Origin of the sequence: Leifsonia sp. NPDC058194 (assembly GCF_042883605.1) — a bacterium.
Lineage (GTDB): Bacteria > Actinomycetota > Actinomycetes > Actinomycetales > Microbacteriaceae > Leifsonia.
Window position 1 is genome coordinate 502445 of sequence record NZ_JBHVVL010000003.1, and the last position, 17637, is coordinate 520081.

Here is a 17637-nt window from a genome sequence, read left to right on the forward strand (position 1 = left end):
CTCGCGGCTGCATTCAGTCCACGACGGACGGCCCGCTCTGCACCTCGGCGGCGATGCGCGAGATCTCCGCGTCGTCGAGGTGGAGCCCGGCGTCCTCCAGCCGCTGCCTCAGCACCTTCTCGCTGTCCTCCCGCGGGCGCAGCTGCATGTCCGCGCGGATCTGCTCGACGATCCCGGCGACCTTCTCGGCGGTTCCGGCTTCGTTGCTTCCGTCCATGACGGGCTCATCCTGGGTCATGTCCCGGAACGTACGCTCGCGGGCCGGTGAATCAAGAGATGCGAGGACTCGTCGAGGATGCTCACAGGCCGGCGAGCTCGGGAAGCAGCGCCTTCGCGATGAGGAAGTAGATGATCAGCCCGGTGCCGTCGACGATGGTCGCGATCATCGGTCCCGACACGACCGCCGGATCGACGCGGGACTTCGTCAGCAGCAGCGGGAGCACGGAGGCCACCAGTCCCGACCAGAGCACGATCGCGGCGAGGGTGAGCGAGACGACGAGCACGACCTGCCATCCGACGTTCAGCGTGAACGCACGCACGAGGCCGGCGCCGGCCATGGCGACGGCGATCATCCCGGCCGTCGCCGTCTCCTTGGCGACCACCCGGCCGATGTCCTTCAGGCGGACCTGGCCCGTCGACACCGCGCGCACGAGCGTCGTGGTGACCTGTGTGCCGGTGTTGCCGCCCGTTCCGATCAGCAGAGGGATGAAGAACGCGAGGCTGACGACCGCCTCGAGCTCGTGCTCGAAGACCTGCAGGACGGTCCCCGTGTACGCCTCGGCGACGAAGAGGACGAGCAGCCAGACGATGCGCTTGCGCCAGAGCAGCCACGGCGACGCTTTCAGGTAGGGCACATCCAGCGGCCGCGATGCGCCCTGCCGTTCGGCATCATCCATCGCCTCGTCCTCCACGATGTCGGCCGCGGCGTCCGCCGTCAGGATGCCGGCCAGACGGCCGTCGTCGTCCACGACCGGCAGCGCCAGCAGCCGATGGTCGAGGAGCAGGCGGGCGGCGGCCTCGGCGCGCGCACCCTGGCGCGCACGGAGCGGATCGGAGGTCATGAGGGCGGACACGAGCACGCCGGGAGGCGAGAGCACGAGCGCACGGAACGCGACGACGCCCGCGAGAACGCCGTCGGCGTCCAGGACGTAGAGGTAGGCGCCGGTCTGCGAATCGGCCCCCTGGGCGCCGAAGCCTCGGGCGACCTCGATCGCCTGCTCGACGGTCGCGTCGGCGCGGACGGTGAGGACCTCCGGCACGAGGTGACCGGCAGCCGTGTCGGAGGATCGCGCGACCAGGCGGCGCAGGACGTCCGAGCGCACCTCGGGCACGGCGCTCAACACGCTGTCGCGCACCTCTCGCGGCAGCGCACGCAGGATGTGGGCGGCGAGGTCGGTGTTCACCGTCGCGAGCAATCGGGCAGCATCCGCCGGCTCCAGTCGCCTCAGCAGCCCGGCGGCGGATTCCGGCTCGATCGAGGACAGCAGGTCCTCCGCCGAACGGTCATCCAGCAGCCGCCCCAGCGCGACGGCCTGCTCGGGCGCGAGCCCGTCCACCTGTTCCTCGCGATCGGTCGACTCGGCGACGGTGTCCAGCCATCGCCGCAGCCCGTGGCCCGATCGGAGGATCTCCTCCAACCGCTCCCGCTGTCTCCGGCCGGTCGGGGTGGGCGACATCGGGCATCCCTTCGATCTGCGCGAACGTCGGTCGTGTGAAGACTGCGGTCGCCCGGCACGGACAGGGGTGTCGACGTAGCCGAATCCCGTGGAGGCGGCGCTCGGATTGGGCGGTGTCGCGGACGATGCTAGGCGGAGGTTATCTCGACGTCGAGATAACTGAGGTCACCCTAAGCAGCGCCGGGAAGGGCCGCGGCATAGACTGGGCAGCGCGCTCAGCGCGCCTCACTCAGCTCCACGCAACCAGGGAGGGTTGTTCGTGCCAGACCAAGCGGCAGGGACTCTGCAGCCGACGAAGAACCGGCCGGGCGGCACGCTGTACCGCGGCCGCGAGGGCATGTGGTCGTGGGTGCTTCACCGCATCACCGGCGTCGCCATCTTCTTCTTCCTTCTCGTGCACATCCTCGACACCTCGCTCATCCGGGTCAGTCCGGAGGCGTACAACGCGGTGATCGGGACGTACAAGAACCCCATCATGGGTCTCGGCGAGATCGCCCTGGTGGCGGCCATCGTCTTCCACGCCTTCAACGGCATCCGGATCATCCTGATCGACTTCTGGAGCAAGGGCGTCAAGTACCAGCGCGCCATGTTCTGGACCGTCATCGTGCTCTGGGTCGTGCTGATGGCCGGATTCATCCCGGTGCAGCTGATGCACATCTTCGCGGAGGGGCACTGACATGACGACCATCGAAGCGCCTCGCTCGCCCGCCCGCCCGGCACGGAAGAAGGGCGTCAACTGGGAGAAGTGGGGCTGGATCTACATGCGGCTCTCGGGCCTCGTGCTGATCGTCCTGATCTTCGGCCACCTCCTCGTCAACATCGTGCTCGGCGACGGCGTCAAGCAGATCGACTTCGCCTTCGTCGCCGGCAAGTACGCGACGCCGTTCTGGCAGGTCTGGGACCTCCTCATGCTCTGGCTCGCGATGATCCACGGCGGCAACGGCATGCGCACGCTCGTCAACGACTACGCGCACAACAAGACGGTGAACCGCATCCTCCGCTGGGCGATCCTCGCCGCGGTTGTGGTGATGGTCGTGCTCGGCACCCTCGTGATCTTCACCTTCGACCCCTGCCCGGTGGGCGCCGCAGCCGACCAGCTGCCGTCCTTCTGCCCGGTCAAGTAACGGAAAACCCAACCTGTGACTACGACTGATTCTGAATCGACCGTCATCGACGGCGTCCACTACCACGAGTTCGACATCGTCATCGTCGGCGCCGGCGGCGCCGGGATGCGCGCGGCCATCGAGGCCGGACCGCACGCCAAGACGGCCGTGATCTCGAAGCTCTACCCCACCCGCTCCCACACCGGTGCTGCGCAGGGCGGCATGGCCGCAGCGCTCGCCAACGTCGAGGAGGACAGCTGGGAGTGGCACACCTTCGACACCGTCAAGGGCGGCGACTACCTCGTCGACCAGGACGCAGCGGAGATCCTCGCCAAGGAGGCCATCGACGCGGTCATCGACCTCGAGAACATGGGCCTGCCGTTCAACCGCACGCCCGAGGGCAAGATCGACCAGCGGCGCTTCGGAGGCCACACCCGCGACCACGGCAAGGCGCCCGTGCGCCGTGCGTGCTATGCGGCCGACCGCACCGGCCACATGATCCTGCAGACGCTGTTCCAGAACTGCGTGAAGCTCGGCATCAACTTCTTCAACGAGTACTACGTGCTCGACGTGATCATGAACGAGGTCGACGGCGTCGACCAGCCCGCGGGCGTGGTGGCCTACGAGCTCGCCACGGGCGAGCTGCACGTCTTCCACTCCAAGGCGATCATCTTCGCCACCGGCGGCTTCGGCAAGATCTTCAAGACGACCTCCAACGCCCACACCCTCACGGGCGACGGCGTCGGCATCATCTGGCGCAAGAAGCTCCCGCTGGAGGACATGGAGTTCTTCCAGTTCCACCCGACCGGACTCGCGGGCCTCGGCATCCTCCTCACCGAGGGCGCACGCGGCGAGGGCGCGATCCTCCGCAACGCCTCCGGCGAGCGGTTCATGGAGCGCTACGCCCCGACCATCAAGGACCTGGCGCCGCGCGACATCGTCGCCCGCTGCATGGTCCAGGAGGTGGCGGAAGGTCGCGGAGCCGGCCCGCACAAGGACTACGTGCTGCTCGACTGCACCCACCTGGGCGCCGAGGTCCTCGAGACCAAACTCCCGGACATCACGGAGTTCGCCCGCACCTACCTCGGCGTCGACCCCGTCGTCGAGCCGGTGCCGGTCATGCCGACGGCCCACTACGCGATGGGCGGCATCCCGACCAACAACAACGCCGAGGTGCTGCGCGACAACACGACCGTCGTCCCCGGTCTGTACGCCGCCGGCGAGTGCGCCTGTGTGTCGGTCCACGGGTCGAACCGCCTCGGCACGAACTCGCTGCTCGACATCAACGTCTTCGGCAAGCGCGCCGGCAACAACGCCGTCGAGTACGTCAAGACGGCGACCGCCGTGCCGCTGCCGGAGGACCCGGCGGCGTTCGTGCGCGGGCTCATCGGCGACCTGCGCGCCGGCACCGGCACCGAGCGGATCGCTGCGATCCGCAAGGAGCTGCAGGACGAGATGGACAAGAACGCCCAGGTCTTCCGCACCGACGAGTCGCTCGAGAAGGTCACCGGAACCATCCACCGCCTCCGCGAGCGCTACAAGAACATCGTCGTGCAGGACAAGGGCAAGCGGTACAACACCGACCTGCTCGAGGCCGTCGAACTCGGGTTCCTGCTCGACCTCGCCGAGGTCGTCGTCTTCTCGGCCCGCAACCGCAAGGAGTCGCGCGGTGGCCACATGCGCGACGACTTCCCCAAGCGCGACGACGAGAACTACATGCAGCACACGATGGCCTACCTGACCGGCGACCCGCACTCCGCCGACGCGGCGGACCACATCACGCTCGACTGGAAACCGGTCGTCGTGACGCGTTACGAGCCCATGGAGAGGAAGTACTGATGTCGACCGCCGTACTGGAGACTCCCCCGGCTCCCGAAGCCCCGATCCAGTCGTTCACCGTGACGCTGATCATCCGCCGCTTCGACCCGGACGTGGACACCGAGCCGCGCTGGCAGGACTTCGACGTCGAGCTCTTCCCGACCGACCGCATCCTGGACGCCCTGCACAAGATCAAGTGGGAGCAGGACGGGTCGCTGACGTTCCGCCGCTCGTGCGCGCACGGTATCTGCGGATCGGACGCGATGCGCATCAACGGCCGGAACCGGCTGGCCTGCAAGACGCTGATCAAGGACCTGGACATCTCCAAGCCGATCTACGTCGAGGCGATCAAGGGCCTGCCGCTCGAAAAGGACCTCATCGTCGACATGGAACCGTTCTTCGCGAGCTACCGCGAGGTGCAGCCGTTCCTCGTCGCGAACAGCAAGCCCGAGAAGGACAAGGAGCGCATCCAGTCGGTCGCCGACCGCGCGCGCTTCGACGACACCACCAAGTGCATCCTCTGCGCCGCGTGCACCTCGTCCTGCCCGGTCTTCTGGACCGACGGCCAGTACTTCGGGCCGGCCGCGATCGTGAACGCACACCGCTTCATCTTCGACTCGCGCGACGACAACGCCCAGGTGCGTCTCGACATCCTCAACGACAAGGAGGGCGTCTGGCGCTGCCGGACGACCTTCAACTGCACCGACGCCTGCCCGCGTGGCATCCAGGTGACCCAGGCGATCGCCGAGGTCAAGCAGGCCATCATGCGCGGCAAGCCGTAGCCGGCGCCGATACCGAGAAGCGCCCTTCCGCCTCGCGCGGAGGGGCGTTTCCCACTTAACGACGGCCTCGCTCGTACGGACCGAGTGACCAATGGGCCAGCGGGATTCCCAAAACCCGTGTCCCCCGGTAGAGTGACACACCGGGTCCGACCGGGGCCCGCTCACTCGACACCCACCCGAGGTATTGCCATGGCGTCCGCCCACGACTTCTTCCTGCTCGGCGACCACGAGGCCGCGAAGCAGCTCGTCGTCTCCGCCCTCCAGTCCGAGGGATTCACCGTCACCTCCACCCCGACCGGTGGCCTGCTCGCCAAGCGCGGCAGCGCCGCCTCCACCTTCTGGCTCGGCGCGTTCGCCGGCAAGAACTTCCAGATGTCCTTCCTCGTCGACTTCATGGTCGACCAGCAGGGTCGCCTGGTCGCACGCCTCAACCGCAACATGGCCGGGGGTGCGTTGAAGGGCGGCGCGATCGGCGCCGCCAAGACCGACACGGCGTTCCAGGAGACCGCCAACGCGATCGCCGCCATCCTGCACCCCGCGGGAATCCTGGCGGACAGCGTCTCGCAGAAGTAACACCTCACCGACAACACCTCACCGACACGACCGACCCCGCATCCCGATCGGAGCCACCTCACCATGACCGACCAGAACCCGAACGCCTACCCGCCCGCTCCCCCGGCCGCGTACACTCCGTATCCCGCTCAGAAGAGCGGGACGAACGTCCTCGCGATCATCGCGCTCGTCGGGGCGTTCGTCTTTCCCCTCGCCGGCGTGATCTGCGGCCACATCGCCCTGAGCCAGATCAAGCGCACCGGCGAGAGCGGCCGCGGCCTGGCCATCGCCGGACTCGTGATCGGCTACGTCTACATCGCCTTCATCGTCCTCTTCGTGGTCCTGGCGATCGTCGGCGGACTGATTGCCGCGTCTGCGGGATACTCCAGCTACTCGTACTGAGCTGTGACGCGAAAGCCCCGGCCGTCCACGCACATGCGTTCGGATGGCCGGGGCTTTCGCGCTGTCGCCTCACGCTGTCGCCTCGTTCCGGTCACCGGGCTCGCAGATACGCGTCCTCTGCCGCGTAGTCGAAGTCGTCCTCATCGACGTCGGCCGCCCACGGGGGTTCCGCTCCGAACGACGCCGCCCATTCGATGGCGGGCCGGACCGTCGCCGCGTAGTCGCCCACAGGCCGGTAGCCCAGTCCCCGTGCCGCCGTGAGGTCGAGCTCGATTCCCGGAACGACGTCCCACGGGTGCCATCCCGGAGTCCCGTCGTCGACCAGGATCTCGTCCCAGCGGTGCCCGAGGACGGCGGCGACGATGCGCGCGATGTCGAGACCGGTCGGCACGTCGGGATCGGCGGTGTTCAGGATGCGCGACCCCGGCAACGGCGCGACGACCTCGACGAGCGCGGCCGCATTCGCCGCGGCCGTCGGGTGGTCGAATCCACGGCCTCGGTGCGCGAGAAGCACGGCGCGCCGGCGGTCGAGCACGCGCCGGACGAAGTGCCACTCGCGCGGGAGCGCCGCTCCGACACCGTGCACCTTGGACGCCCGCAGGATCGTGACGGGGTGACTGCTTTCCAGCAGGACGCGCTCGGCCGCGACCTTGTTGCGTCCGTACCCCTCTCTGCTCCGATAGCTCCCGTCCCAGGCGGGCTCGAGAGTCGCCGCATCCTCTCGTACGGGGTCCGGGAAGCGCGGGCGCTCCGGGGAGTTGATGTGACGGCCCTCCGCATCGACGTAGACGGCCTTGCTGGAGAACGCGACGGTCGCGCCCACCCCGGCCAGATGCGGGAGGAGGGAGCGCGCGTCGTCCGCTGTGAAGCAGAGCGCATCCATGACGAGGTCGGCGCCGCGGCCGAGCACAGCGGCGAGCGCCGCGGGATCCCTGCGATCCGAGCGCTCGTGCACGACCCCGGCTTCGGTGAGCGCCACGGGCATCCGGGCGGGGTCGCGACCGGTGACCGTCACCTGCCATCCGCTCGTCGCGAGACGGAGAGCGGTCGCCCGGCCCAGCAGGCCGGTGCCGCCGAGGACGATCGCGGAAGGCATCCCATCAGCCTAGGCGCTGGGTATCCTGAACCGGTGGCCAAGAAGACCCGACCCGCGCCGGAGGCGGCGCGCCCCGATCCGTCGCTGCAGCGCGCAGAGGGGACTGTCGAGCCCGAGGAGACGCTGAGGGAGCGGCTGCTCGACGCCACCGAGCCGATCAAGGAGCGACTCGAACGGCCCGTCGCCCGGGTGTCGCTCATCGCGAAGTGGGTGCAGGCGCTGCGGCCGTACCGGGTCTACATGAACTACTCGCACTCGGACGGCAACCTGCGGGCCGCCGGGATGGGCTTCCAGTCCCTCTTCGCCATCTTCGCGGCGGTGTGGCTGGGCTTCTCGGTCGCAGGGCTGTGGCTCACCAGCAACCCCGACATCTACGGGGCACTGGTCCAGCTGATCAACCGTGCCGTCCCCGGTCTCATCGCGACGCCGACCAGCGAGGGCGTCATCGACACCTCTCAGCTCGAACAGGCGACCTCGTTCGGGTGGGCCGGCGCGATCGCCGCGATCGGTCTGCTCTGGACGGCGATCGGCTGGCTCTACTACACACGCCAGGCCGTCCGCGCCGTCTTCGGCCTCAGCCGGGACACCACCAACTACGTGCTGCAGAAGATCCGGGACCTCTTCCTGTCGCTCGGGTTCGGGCTGGTCTTCGTCTTCTCGGCGGCGCTCTCGATCGTCAGCACCCAGGCGCTGACGTTCTTCCTCGATCTGATCGGGCTGCCGTCGGACTCGACGGTGACGGGCGTCATCACCCGGATCTCCAGCCTCGTGGTGTCGGTCGCTCTGAACATCGTCACCCTCGGTGCGATGTTCCGGGTGATGGCGCGGGTCGCCATCCCGTGGCGGAACCTCTTCTTCGGGGTGCTGCTGGGAGCGGCTGTGCTGGCCGGGCTGAGCGTGCTCGGCGGGGTGCTGCTCGGCGGCGCCACGAAGAACCCGCTGCTCGCCACCTTCGCGGTGTTCATCGGTCTGCTGCTGTGGTTCAACCTCGTCTCGCGGGTCATCCTGCTCTCGGCGTCGTGGATCGCCGTCGGAATGTTCGACCGCGGTCTCTCCCCGCGCATGATCACCCCGGAGCAGGCCGCAGCCGAACGGGCCGCCGCCGAGCACGAGGCCCGCGTCGTCGTGGCGCGGGCGGAGCTCGCGGATGCCAGGACGGAGCTGTCGAAGGCGCACTGGTTCCGTCGGCTGTCCGCGCAGCGGAGAGTGGAGAAGGCGGAGCACCAGCTCAACGATCTGCTGGACCTCGGGAGCGTCGGCGGCCACCGCTAGGCTTGATCCATGCCCACGAAACCGCTGCGAATCGCGACGATCAACACCAACGGCGTTCGCGCCGCGTTCCGCAAGGGCATGGGCGCGTGGCTCGACGGACGCGACGTGGACATCCTCGCCATCCAGGAGGTCCGCGCCTCCACGGAGGACCTCGAGCAGCTGCTCGGCCCGGAGTGGGACATCGTCCACGACCCCGCCACGGCCAAGGGCCGCGCGGGCGTCGCGATCGCGAGCCGGCACCGCGCCGCGATCCACCGCGTCGAGCTGGGCCCCGCCGAGTTCGACAGCGCCGGTCGCTGGCTCGAGGCCGACTACGAGGTGAACGGCACCGTGGTCACGGTCGTGAGCGCATACGTCCACTCGGGCGAGGCCGGCACGGACAAGCAGGTCGCGAAGTACACGTTCCTCGACGCGATGGAGAAGCGCCTCCCCGAGCTGCAGAAGCACAACGAGCTCGCCGTCGTGATGGGCGACCTCAACGTCGGGCACCGCACCCTCGACATCAAGAACTGGAAGGGCAACGTCAAGCGCGCCGGCTTCCTCCCCGAAGAGCGCGCCTACTTCGACCGCTTCGTCGGAGCGGAGGGCGAGCCCGGGTACAACGCCGGAGCCGGTCTCGGCTGGGTCGACGTGGGACGCCGGCAGGCCGGCGACGTCGACGGCCCGTACACCTGGTGGTCGTGGCGCGGGCAGGCGTTCGACAACGACACGGGCTGGCGGATCGACTACCAGCTGGCCACCCCCGCCCTCGCGGCGAAGGTGAAGGACTACGCGGTGGACCGTGCGGCCGCCTACGACGAGCGATGGTCGGACCACACGCCTGTGGTCGTCGACTACGCCATCTGAAGCATCCGCATCCATCGACTCGAAAGCACGGACATGACCTCTCTCCCCCGTCTCTACTCGGGCATGCAGCCCTCGGCGGACTCCCTGCACCTCGGAAACTACGTGGGCGCGCTCCTGCAGTGGAAAGACCTGCAGAGCACGCACGACGCGTTCTTCTCCGTCGTGGACATGCACGCGATCACCGTCGCGCAAGACCCGGCCGAGCTCCGCGAGAAGACACGCCGCACGGCGGCGCAGTACATCGCGGCAGGAATCGACCCGTCCGCCTCCACCCTCTACGTGCAGTCGCACGTCGCCGCCCACGCGCAACTGCAGTGGGTGCTCGCCACCATCACCGGGTACGGCGAGGCGGCGCGCATGACCCAGTTCAAGGACAAGTCGGCCAAGCAGGGTGCGGAGGCGACCTCGGTCGGCCTCTTCACGTATCCGGTGCTGATGGCCGCCGACATCCTGCTCTACGACGCCGAGGTGGTGCCGGTCGGCGACGACCAGCGCCAGCACGTCGAGCTCACCCGCGACCTGGCCGAGCGGTTCAACAGCCGCTTCGGCGAGACGTTCGTCGTGCCGCAGACGCTCACCCTCAAGGAGAGCGCGCGCATCTACGACCTGCAGAACCCCTCGTCGAAGATGTCGAAGTCCGCCGACTCCGGAGCCGGAATCGTGTGGATGCTCGACGAGCCCGACGCGACGCGCAAGAAGATCATGCGCGCGGTGACCGACACCGACGGCGTCGTGTCGTTCGATCGCGAGGGCAAGCCGGGCATCTCCAACCTGCTCAGCATCTACGGCGCACTCAGCGGCCGCTCGATCCAGTCGATCGAGCTGGAGTACGAGGGCAAGGGCTACGGCGACTTCAAGAAGGGACTCGTCGAGGTCGTCGTCGGCGAGCTGGGCCCGGTCCGCGAGCGCGCGCTCGAGCTCCTCGCCGATCCCGCGGAACTCGACCGCATCCTCGCGCAGAACGCGGCACGCGCCGATGAGGTCGCCGAGGCGACCCTCGCCAAGGTGTACGACCGGGTCGGCTTCCTGCGGCGGGCACGCTGATGGCGGCGCCATCCGCTCCGCCCGTGGTCCTGACGGGTGAGCGGGTGGTGCTCTCCGTGCCGACCGAGGCCGACGTCGACCGCATCGCCGAGCTGTGCGTCGACCCCGCCATCACCGAGTGGACGACCGTGCCGTCGCCGTACACCCACGACGACGCGGTCGGCTTCGTGACGGGGTTCGTCGCCGACGGCTGGGCGAGCGGGCGCATCCGCACCTGGGGGATCCGCGTCGGCGACGACCTCGTCGGCATGGTCGGCCTCCACGCCATCGAGGACGGAGGGGCCGAGATCGGCTACTGGCTCGCTCCCGAAGCACGCGGGCGCGGTCTGATGTCCGAAGCGGTCTCCCTCGCTCTGGATCACGCTTTCGCGCAGGGGCCGGCAGGCCTCGGCTTGCAGCGGGTGGTCTGGCACGCCTTCGCGGGCAACATCGCCAGCGCCTCCGTCGCCCGGCGGGCCGGCTTCCGCTTCGAAGGCGTGAGTCGCCTGGGTGCCGTCCATCGCGGAGTGCGCCGCGACGACTGGCAGGCCGGACTGCTCGCGACCGACCCGCGCACTGCAGGCGAAGGCTGGCCGCCGGAGACCCTGGGATGACCTTTCCCGCCGTCGTGCTCTTCGACCTCGACGACACGCTCTTCGCGCACCGGGCCGCCGTCGAACGCGGCATCCGCACCTTCACCTCCTCCCTCGGCGAGCCGTACGGATCGATGGAGGCGACCGAGCTGGCCGGGCTCTGGCACGACCTCGAAGAAGAGCACTACCACGAGTACCTCGCCGGCCGTCTGGACTTCGAGGGGCAGCGCCAGGCGCGCGCTCGCGACTTCGCCGCCCGCCACGGCGTGACGCTCTCGCCGGAGGAGGCGAGCGCGTGGTTCGCGAGCTACTTCGAGCACTACGTCGCGGCGTGGACGCTCCACGACGACGCGCTCGCCTGCCTCGACGAGCTGGAGACTGCGGCACCGGGGGTGCGCTTCGGCCTCATCACCAACGGCGACCTGGCCTTCCAGCGCCGCAAGGTGGAGTCCGTGGGTCTCGACGGACGCATCCCGGTGCTCATCGCATCAGGAGACGTCGGCTCGACGAAGCCGGACCCGCAGATCTTCCACCACGCCTGTCGGGTCTTCGGCGTCGCCCCGGAGCAGGCGGCCTATGTCGGCGATCGTCTGCGCACGGATGCGATCGGAGCTGCGGCGGCCGGTCTCACCGGGGTGTGGCTGGACCGCCGGGCGGCCGTCCCGTCGCCGGAAGACGCCGCGGATGCGGCGGCGCTCGGCGTCCGCCGGATCGCCGGGCTCGACCGGTTGGTGGGCGTGCTCCCCCGCTGACCCGGTCAGTTGCCCTTCGTGCACGTCTGCTCGGCCGCCGTCTGGCCGGTGACGTCGGAGGGCAGCGCGACCGCGGTCGACGTCGGCGCCGGAGTGGCGGCGGTCGTGCTCGTCGGGGCGGGCGTCGATCCCGTCGCCGCGGGCGTCGGCACCGTCGTCGCGGTCGGGGCGGCGGTGGACGGCGCCGCTTCGGTCGCCGAGCCCGTCGTGCCCGTCAGCTGGATCGGCGAGTCGGTCGTCAACGCCTGCTGCAGAGCCGCGACGCCGGTCGGCTCCGGGACGACCCGATTGACGTCGTCCGGGTCCGTCATCGACGGGTACTGGACGAAGACGAAGTCCGTCAGCGGCACGTTCTTCAACGCGAGCGCGATCGAGACGAGCGTGGTGGGCGAGTCGAGGGTGTCGGAGAGCTGGATGTTCGCGGTCGCGGACTTCGCGAGGCCGTAGAGGGTGAGCGGATTGCTCAGCACACCGGCACTGGTCGCCTTGCGCAGCAGCGCGGAGAGGAAGAGCTGCTGGTCGCTGATGCGGCCGAGGTCGCTGCCGTCGCCGACTCCGTGCCTGCTGCGGACGAAGGCCAGGGCCTGCGCCCCGACGAGCGTCTGCTCCCCCGCCGGCAGGTCGAGACCGACGTAGGGGTCGGTCACCGCCGAGGCCAGGCACACCGTGACCCCGCCCACGGCGTTGGACATCGCGATCACCCCGTCGAACGAGATCTCGGCCGCGTAGGGGATGGTCAGGCCGGTCAGCTGCTGGGCCGCCAGCACGACGCACGAGAGCCCGCCGATCGAGAGCGTCGTGTTGAACTGACCGCTCGAGACGGCCGATGTCGGCCCGTTCGAGGTGGGGCACGACGGGATGGGCGCCATCAGATCGCGCGGGATGCTGATGACGGTCGCGTGCTGGTGGTCGGCCGAGAGGTGGAGGACCATCGTGACGTCGTTGTTGCCGGCGCCCGAGCTTCCGGCGAGCTCGTCGGCGGTGGAGAACTGGCCGCCCTGATCGGTCCGGGTGTCCGTGCCCGCGAGCAGGATGTTGACCGCGCCGCTCTCGGCGCCGACCGTCGGGGGCGCGATCGTCTTCCCCGAGGCGGACACGAGGTGGATGGCGGGCTTGAGCGAGTGCAGCGTGTCGCCGACCGCGTACGCGGTCACGGCGCCGGCGGAGACCACGACGACCGCGACTGCGGCGGCGATCAGCCGGAACAGGGGCCCGCGCGCCGAACGGGCGGCCAGCCGTCCGTGCCGGACGGCGACCGCGGTCGAGGAATGTCTCACACCTGGACGCTAGAGGATCCACCTGCAGGCGCCCTTTCGGAGCCATGAGGAAACCGAGAGGTGATGCTGGGAGCCGGCCCGCGCCACCACCCCGTGGAACGGCGAACGCCGCCCGGCGGACCGGGCGGCGTTCGTCGTGTGTGAGTCGGTCAGGCGTTCTCGACGTCCTCGTCGACCCAGTCGAAGGTCTTCGTGACGGCCTTCTTCCAGAGGCGGAGCTGGCGGTCGCGCTCGGCGGCCTCCATCTTCGGCTCCCAGCGGCTGTCCTCCTGCCAGTTCTTGCGGAGGTCGTCCAGGTTCTCCCAGAAGCCCACCGCGAGACCGGCGGCGTACGCCGCACCCAGCGCGGTCGTCTCGGCGACGACCGGGCGGATGACGGGGACGCCGAGGATGTCGGCCTGGAACTGCATGAGGGTGTTGTTGGCGATCATGCCGCCGTCCACCTTCAGCTCGGTCAGGTCGACACCGGAGTCGGCGTTGACCGCGTCGAGCACCTCGCGGGTCTGGAAGGCCGTGGCCTCCAGCGCAGCGCGTGCGATGTGTCCCTTGTTCACGTACCGCGTGAGACCGACGAGCGCACCGCGTGCGTCCGACCGCCAGTACGGCGCGAACAGACCGGAGAACGCCGGCACGAAGTACGCGCCGCCGTTGTCCTCGACCGTCTTGGCGAGCTCCTCGATCTCGGGGGCGCTCGAGATGAGGCCGAGGTTGTCGCGCAGCCACTGCACCAGCGAACCGGTGACGGCGATCGAGCCCTCCAGGGCGTAGTGCGGCTTGGCGTCGCCGAGCTTGTAGCCCAGCGTCGTCAGCAGACCGTTCTTGGAGTGGACGATCTCCTCACCCGTGTTGAAGATGAGGAAGTTGCCGGTGCCGTAGGTGTTCTTGGACTCGCCCGGATCGAACGCCGCCTGGCCGAATGTCGCGGCCTGCTGGTCGCCGAGGATGCCCGCGACCGGGACCTCGCGCAGCAGGCTCGATGGCTCGACGGTGCCGTAGATCTCGGACGAGCTCTTGATCTCCGGGAGCATCGACTTCGGCACGTTGAACGCCTCGAGGATGTCGTCGCGCCAGCTCAGCGTCTCCAGGTCCATGAAGAGCGTGCGGGAGGCGTTGGTGACGTCGGTCGCGTGGACGCCGCCGTCGACGCCGCCGGTCAGGTTCCAGAGGACCCAGGTGTCGGTGGTGCCGAAGAGCAGGTCGCCGCGCTCGGCGCGCTCGCGGGCGCCCTCGACGTTCTCGAGGATCCAGACGATCTTCGTGCCCGAGAAGTAGGTCGCCAGAGGGAGGCCGACGATGGGCTTGAAGCGCTCGACGCCGCCGTCCGCCGCGAGGCGGTCGACGATCGGCTGGGTGCGGGTGTCCTGCCAGACGATGGCGTTGTAGACGGGCTCGCCGGTGTTCTTGTCCCAGACCACCGCGGTCTCGCGCTGGTTCGTGATGCCGACGGCGGCGATGTCGTGACGGGTCAGGTCGGCCTTCGAGAGCGCCTGGCCGATGACCTCACGGGTGTTGTTCCAGATCTCGACGGGGTTGTGCTCGACCCATCCCGCCTTCGGGAAGATCTGCTCGTGCTCGAGCTGGCCGGTCGAGACGATCGACCCGGACTTGTCGAAGATGATGGCGCGGGTGCTGGTCGTGCCCTGGTCGATAGCGACGACGTAGTCGGCCATAGGTAACTCCTTTGTTCTTTGGGGAGGGGAGGTGCTGTGAGGAGAAGGGGGCCGGCCCGGAACCGGGCCGGCCCCCGGGCACTACTTGATGATCGGGAGGAGGACGAGCGCCAGCCAGCCGGCGATCAGACCGCCGATGATCGGGCCGACGACCGGGACCCACGCGTAGGACCAGTCGCTGCCGCCCTTGCCCTTGATCGGGAGGATCGCGTGGGCGATGCGCGGACCGAGGTCACGTGCCGGGTTGATGGCGTACCCCGTCGGACCACCGAGGCTCGCGCCGATGCCGATCACGAGGAGGGCGACGGGCAGAGCGCCGAGGGCGGCGAGGCCGACCGCCTGGCCGGGCTGGTGGCCGAACGCGATCACCACGAACACCAGCACGAAGGTGCCGATGATCTCGGTGACGAGGTTCCAGCCGTAGCTGCGGATGGCCGGGCCGGTCGAGAAGACGCCGAGCTTGTTCGCCGGGTCCGGCTCCTCGTCGAAGTGCTTCTTGTACGCGAGCCAGGTGAAGACGGCTCCGATGATCGCACCGAGGAGCTGGGCGAGGATGAACAGCGCCACCGTCCCGAAGTTCACATCGACGGTGGCGTTGCCGGCACCGAACGTCTTCGCGCCGTTGGCCACGAGGCCGAGGGTCACAGCCGGGTTCAGATGGGCGCCGGAGTTGTATGCCACGACGACGCCCGAGAACACCGCGATGCCCCAGCCGATGTTCACCATCAGGAACCCGCCGTTGAAGCCTTTGTTCTTGATGAGTGCGACGTTAGCCACGACACCGGTACCGAGGAGGACCAGCATTGCCGTGCCCACCAACTCAGACAGGAAATCTACACCGATATTGTCCACGTTGACCTTCCAGTTGTTCGGTTGACCCGCACCCTGTTGTGCGATGAGGTGTGATCCAAGTCAGGGTGGGCACTTGAACGCTATTGGGCCGTGCCGACCCGTAACAAGGACCGTGCTATGCACGTTCGTGCATTATCGGAGCGCCGCGGCTTCGCTCCCGTCCCCGGCTACGAGGTGCACCCGGTGGGCGGCGGCCAGTTCCGCTATGAACGCATCTTCCTCCTCGGAACGCCGGTTTGGCGACCATCCGAGCGCGTTTGCCGTGATTTCGCCGATCTCGCGAACCAGCGGGCCGTTGACCGAGCCGGTGAAGGCGAGGCTCGTGCGGCGCAGGAAGACGTCGGAGAGGTGGGCGACGTGCTCCGTGCGCACGAGGTAGTCGATCTCGGCGCGCGAGTAGCCGGGGGCGGCCGCCAGCGGCACGTCGTCGCCCTCGGCCCCGGTGATCGCGTCGATGACGAACGACGCCTTCGTGCCGTAGCGGTGCAGCAGCTGCGCGGCCCGCTCGGCGCCGACATCGGCCCCGTAGCGGGCGACCCAGTCGCGCTCGGCCTGCGGGGTGGTCGGGAAGCCCGCGCCGCCGCCGATGGCGAGCCCGAGGGTGGAGAGACGGCGCTCCGCCTTCAGCACGGCCAGGGTTTCGTTCGCGAGATGCTCGGAGAGCGCGCGGAACGTCGTCCACTTGCCGCCGACGAGGCTGAGGACCGCGGTGTCACCGAGCCCGGCGAGCGTGCCGGGGACGATGCGGTAGTCGCGGGAGACGAATCCCGGAGCGGTGTCGTCGTGGTGTGGCAGCGGCCGGACGCCCGAGAAGCTGTAGACGATCTGGTCGCGGGTGACCGGGATCGATGGGAAAACGTGCGAGACCAGCTCGATGAAGTAGTCGATCTCGTCCTCGGTGCACACCGCGGGCACGCTCATGTCGGCGTCGATGTCGGTGGTGCCGACCATCACGCGGCCCTTGAGCGGGTAGATGAGCACGATGCGGCCGTCGTTGTTCTCGAAGAACATCTCGCGTCCCTGGCACGCCTCGAGCAGGCGGTCGTTGTCCAGCACGATGTGCGAGCCCTTCGTCCCGCCCATGAAGGTCGTGGCCCGGCCGAGGGCCTCGTTCGTGAGGTCCGTCCAGGGTCCGGAGGCGTTGACGACGACCTCCGCGGTGATCGCGAACTCCTGGCCCGACTCCCGGTCGCGCACCAGCACGCCGCCGTCCTTCGTGCCGATGGCCTCGACGTAGTTCGCCGCGCGGGCGTGCGGGCCCGCGGCCAGGCCGTCGGCGAGCACGTCGAGGGCGAGCCGCTCGGGATCGTGCACCGAGGCGTCGAAGTAGGTCGCCGTGTACTTGAGTCCGGGGTTCAGCTCCGGCAAGGTCTCGAGGGACTTCTTGCGGCCGTGGAACTTGTGACGCGGGACGCTGCCGCCGTCGCGGGAGAACGCGTCGTAGATGGTGAGCCCGGTCTTGATGAGGAACGCGCCGCGCTCCTTGGGCTTGCCCTGCTTGTGGGTGAGGAAGCGCAGCGGTGCGGCGAGGATGCCCGAGAAGGTCGAGTAGATCGGGATCGTCGTCTGGAGCGGCTTGACGTAGTGCGGCGCGATCTTGAGCAGGCCGTTGCGCTCGGTCACCGACTCCTTCACGAGACGGAACTCACCGTTCTCGAGGTAGCGGATCCCGCCGTGGATCATGTGGCTGGATGCCGCGGACGCGCCCGACACGAAGTCGTTGCGCTCGACGAGCACCACGTCGACGCCTTGGAGCGCCAGGTCGCGGAAGGTGCCGAGGCCGTTGATGCCGCCGCCGATGATGACGACCTGGGCGGTGGGACGATCCTGGAGGTGCTTGACCTCGCTGCGGACGCTCGACGTCGCTGTCACGGGAACTCCTGTATTTCTATCGATCGGGTGAAACGTGCGGTTATAGTCTTG

General features: G+C 68.9%; 18 protein-coding genes. 11 read left to right on the forward strand and 7 right to left on the reverse strand.

What is annotated here, in order from left to right:
* Window positions 1–13 precede the first annotated feature (13 nt).
* A complete protein-coding gene (locus ACFVU2_RS14585; protein ID WP_387875591.1) occupies window positions 14–238 on the reverse strand; it encodes a hypothetical protein in 225 nt (74 codons plus the stop codon).
* A gap of 61 nt (window positions 239–299) precedes the next feature.
* Window positions 300–1676: a magnesium transporter gene (gene mgtE / locus ACFVU2_RS14590; RefSeq protein WP_387875594.1), complete on the reverse strand. Its 1377-nt coding sequence runs from the start codon at window positions 1674–1676 to the stop codon at window positions 300–302.
* A gap of 337 nt (window positions 1677–2013) precedes the next feature.
* Between mgtE and sdhC the strand changes: the two genes are divergently transcribed.
* The 6 genes from sdhC to ACFVU2_RS14620 all read left to right on the forward strand — a co-directional run bounded on the left by sdhC (window position 2014) and on the right by ACFVU2_RS14620 (window position 6333).
* Window positions 2014–2352: a succinate dehydrogenase, cytochrome b556 subunit gene (gene sdhC / locus ACFVU2_RS14595; RefSeq protein ID WP_025155604.1), complete on the forward strand. Its 339-nt coding sequence runs from the start codon at window positions 2014–2016 to the stop codon at window positions 2350–2352.
* A 1-nt stretch (window position 2353) separates the two neighbouring features.
* A complete protein-coding gene (locus ACFVU2_RS14600) occupies window positions 2354–2800 on the forward strand; it encodes a succinate dehydrogenase hydrophobic membrane anchor subunit (protein WP_387875596.1) in 447 nt (148 codons plus the stop codon).
* A gap of 15 nt (window positions 2801–2815) precedes the next feature.
* Window positions 2816–4618 carry a succinate dehydrogenase flavoprotein subunit gene (gene sdhA / locus ACFVU2_RS14605; RefSeq protein ID WP_387875598.1) on the forward strand — a complete coding sequence of 601 codons (1803 nt, stop codon included), beginning with the start codon at window positions 2816–2818 and terminating at the stop codon, window positions 4616–4618.
* Window positions 4618–5379, forward strand: a complete 762-nt coding sequence (locus tag ACFVU2_RS14610) for a succinate dehydrogenase iron-sulfur subunit (RefSeq protein WP_387875600.1) — start codon at window positions 4618–4620, stop codon at window positions 5377–5379. The genes sdhA and ACFVU2_RS14610 overlap by 1 nt, the downstream gene beginning before the upstream one ends.
* Before the next feature lie 189 nt (window positions 5380–5568).
* Window positions 5569–5952 (forward strand): hypothetical protein, encoded by a 384-nt coding sequence (locus ACFVU2_RS14615; RefSeq protein WP_387875602.1) that lies wholly within the window; start codon window positions 5569–5571, stop codon window positions 5950–5952.
* 63 nt (window positions 5953–6015) lie between these two features.
* Window positions 6016–6333 carry a DUF4190 domain-containing protein gene (locus ACFVU2_RS14620; protein ID WP_387875605.1) on the forward strand — a complete coding sequence of 106 codons (318 nt, stop codon included), beginning with the start codon at window positions 6016–6018 and terminating at the stop codon, window positions 6331–6333.
* A gap of 91 nt (window positions 6334–6424) precedes the next feature.
* Here ACFVU2_RS14620 and ACFVU2_RS14625 read toward each other — a convergent pair whose 3' ends face one another.
* Window positions 6425–7429 carry an NAD-dependent epimerase/dehydratase family protein gene (locus ACFVU2_RS14625; protein ID WP_387875607.1) on the reverse strand — a complete coding sequence of 335 codons (1005 nt, stop codon included), beginning with the start codon at window positions 7427–7429 and terminating at the stop codon, window positions 6425–6427.
* A gap of 33 nt (window positions 7430–7462) precedes the next feature.
* On the opposite strand from ACFVU2_RS14625, the gene ACFVU2_RS14630 reads away from it, so the two are divergent.
* From ACFVU2_RS14630 to ACFVU2_RS14650, 5 genes are read left to right on the forward strand one after another with little or no spacing between them, the layout of a single operon-like run.
* Window positions 7463–8701 (forward strand): YihY/virulence factor BrkB family protein, encoded by a 1239-nt coding sequence (locus ACFVU2_RS14630; RefSeq protein WP_387875610.1) that lies wholly within the window; start codon window positions 7463–7465, stop codon window positions 8699–8701.
* Window positions 8702–8710: 9 nt separating this feature from the next.
* A complete protein-coding gene (locus ACFVU2_RS14635) occupies window positions 8711–9547 on the forward strand; it encodes an exodeoxyribonuclease III (protein ID WP_387875611.1) in 837 nt (278 codons plus the stop codon).
* A gap of 33 nt (window positions 9548–9580) precedes the next feature.
* Window positions 9581–10591, forward strand: a complete 1011-nt coding sequence (gene trpS, locus ACFVU2_RS14640; protein ID WP_387875614.1) for a tryptophan--tRNA ligase — start codon at window positions 9581–9583, stop codon at window positions 10589–10591.
* A gap of 23 nt (window positions 10592–10614) precedes the next feature.
* A complete protein-coding gene (locus ACFVU2_RS14645; RefSeq protein ID WP_387875616.1) occupies window positions 10615–11184 on the forward strand; it encodes a GNAT family N-acetyltransferase in 570 nt (189 codons plus the stop codon).
* Entirely contained in the window at window positions 11181–11915 is a 735-nt protein-coding gene (locus tag ACFVU2_RS14650) for an HAD family hydrolase (RefSeq protein WP_387875619.1), read from the forward strand. The genes ACFVU2_RS14645 and ACFVU2_RS14650 overlap by 4 nt, the downstream gene beginning before the upstream one ends.
* Window positions 11916–11920: 5 nt before the next feature.
* Here ACFVU2_RS14650 and ACFVU2_RS14655 read toward each other — a convergent pair whose 3' ends face one another.
* The 4 genes from ACFVU2_RS14655 to ACFVU2_RS14670 form a co-directional block, all read right to left on the reverse strand.
* The gene (locus tag ACFVU2_RS14655) at window positions 11921–13192 is read right to left on the reverse strand and encodes an LCP family protein (protein ID WP_387875621.1); all 1272 of its coding nucleotides are present in this window, start codon (window positions 13190–13192) and stop codon (window positions 11921–11923) included.
* A gap of 149 nt (window positions 13193–13341) precedes the next feature.
* On the reverse strand, window positions 13342–14862 hold the full coding sequence (gene glpK, locus ACFVU2_RS14660; RefSeq protein WP_387875623.1) for a glycerol kinase GlpK: 1521 nt from the start codon (window positions 14860–14862) through the stop codon (window positions 13342–13344).
* An 81-nt stretch (window positions 14863–14943) separates the two neighbouring features.
* Complete coding sequence (locus ACFVU2_RS14665; protein ID WP_387875624.1) at window positions 14944–15666, reverse strand: MIP/aquaporin family protein; 723 nt, start codon at window positions 15664–15666, stop codon at window positions 14944–14946.
* A 180-nt stretch (window positions 15667–15846) separates the two neighbouring features.
* Window positions 15847–17586: a glycerol-3-phosphate dehydrogenase/oxidase gene (locus ACFVU2_RS14670; protein WP_387875627.1), complete on the reverse strand. Its 1740-nt coding sequence runs from the start codon at window positions 17584–17586 to the stop codon at window positions 15847–15849.
* Between the last annotated feature and the right edge of the window lie 51 nt (window positions 17587–17637).

Coding starts and splice junctions, on each gene's coding strand:
- glpK (WP_387875623.1), bottom strand. CDS start 14,862: ATGGCCGACTACGTCGTCGCTATCGACCAGGGCACGACCAGCACCCGC.
- ACFVU2_RS14650 (WP_387875619.1), top strand. CDS start 11,181: ATGACCTTTCCCGCCGTCGTGCTCTTCGACCTCGACGACACGCTCTTC.
- sdhC (WP_025155604.1), top strand. CDS start 2,014: ATGTGGTCGTGGGTGCTTCACCGCATCACCGGCGTCGCCATCTTCTTC.
- ACFVU2_RS14620 (WP_387875605.1), top strand. CDS start 6,016: ATGACCGACCAGAACCCGAACGCCTACCCGCCCGCTCCCCCGGCCGCG.
- mgtE (WP_387875594.1), bottom strand. CDS start 1,676: ATGTCGCCCACCCCGACCGGCCGGAGACAGCGGGAGCGGTTGGAGGAG.
- ACFVU2_RS14665 (WP_387875624.1), bottom strand. CDS start 15,666: ATGCTGGTCCTCCTCGGTACCGGTGTCGTGGCTAACGTCGCACTCATC.
- ACFVU2_RS14585 (WP_387875591.1), bottom strand. CDS start 238: ATGACCCAGGATGAGCCCGTCATGGACGGAAGCAACGAAGCCGGAACC.
- ACFVU2_RS14600 (WP_387875596.1), top strand. CDS start 2,354: ATGACGACCATCGAAGCGCCTCGCTCGCCCGCCCGCCCGGCACGGAAG.
- ACFVU2_RS14610 (WP_387875600.1), top strand. CDS start 4,618: ATGTCGACCGCCGTACTGGAGACTCCCCCGGCTCCCGAAGCCCCGATC.
- ACFVU2_RS14635 (WP_387875611.1), top strand. CDS start 8,711: ATGCCCACGAAACCGCTGCGAATCGCGACGATCAACACCAACGGCGTT.
- trpS (WP_387875614.1), top strand. CDS start 9,581: ATGACCTCTCTCCCCCGTCTCTACTCGGGCATGCAGCCCTCGGCGGAC.
- ACFVU2_RS14625 (WP_387875607.1), bottom strand. CDS start 7,429: ATGCCTTCCGCGATCGTCCTCGGCGGCACCGGCCTGCTGGGCCGGGCG.
- ACFVU2_RS14615 (WP_387875602.1), top strand. CDS start 5,569: ATGGCGTCCGCCCACGACTTCTTCCTGCTCGGCGACCACGAGGCCGCG.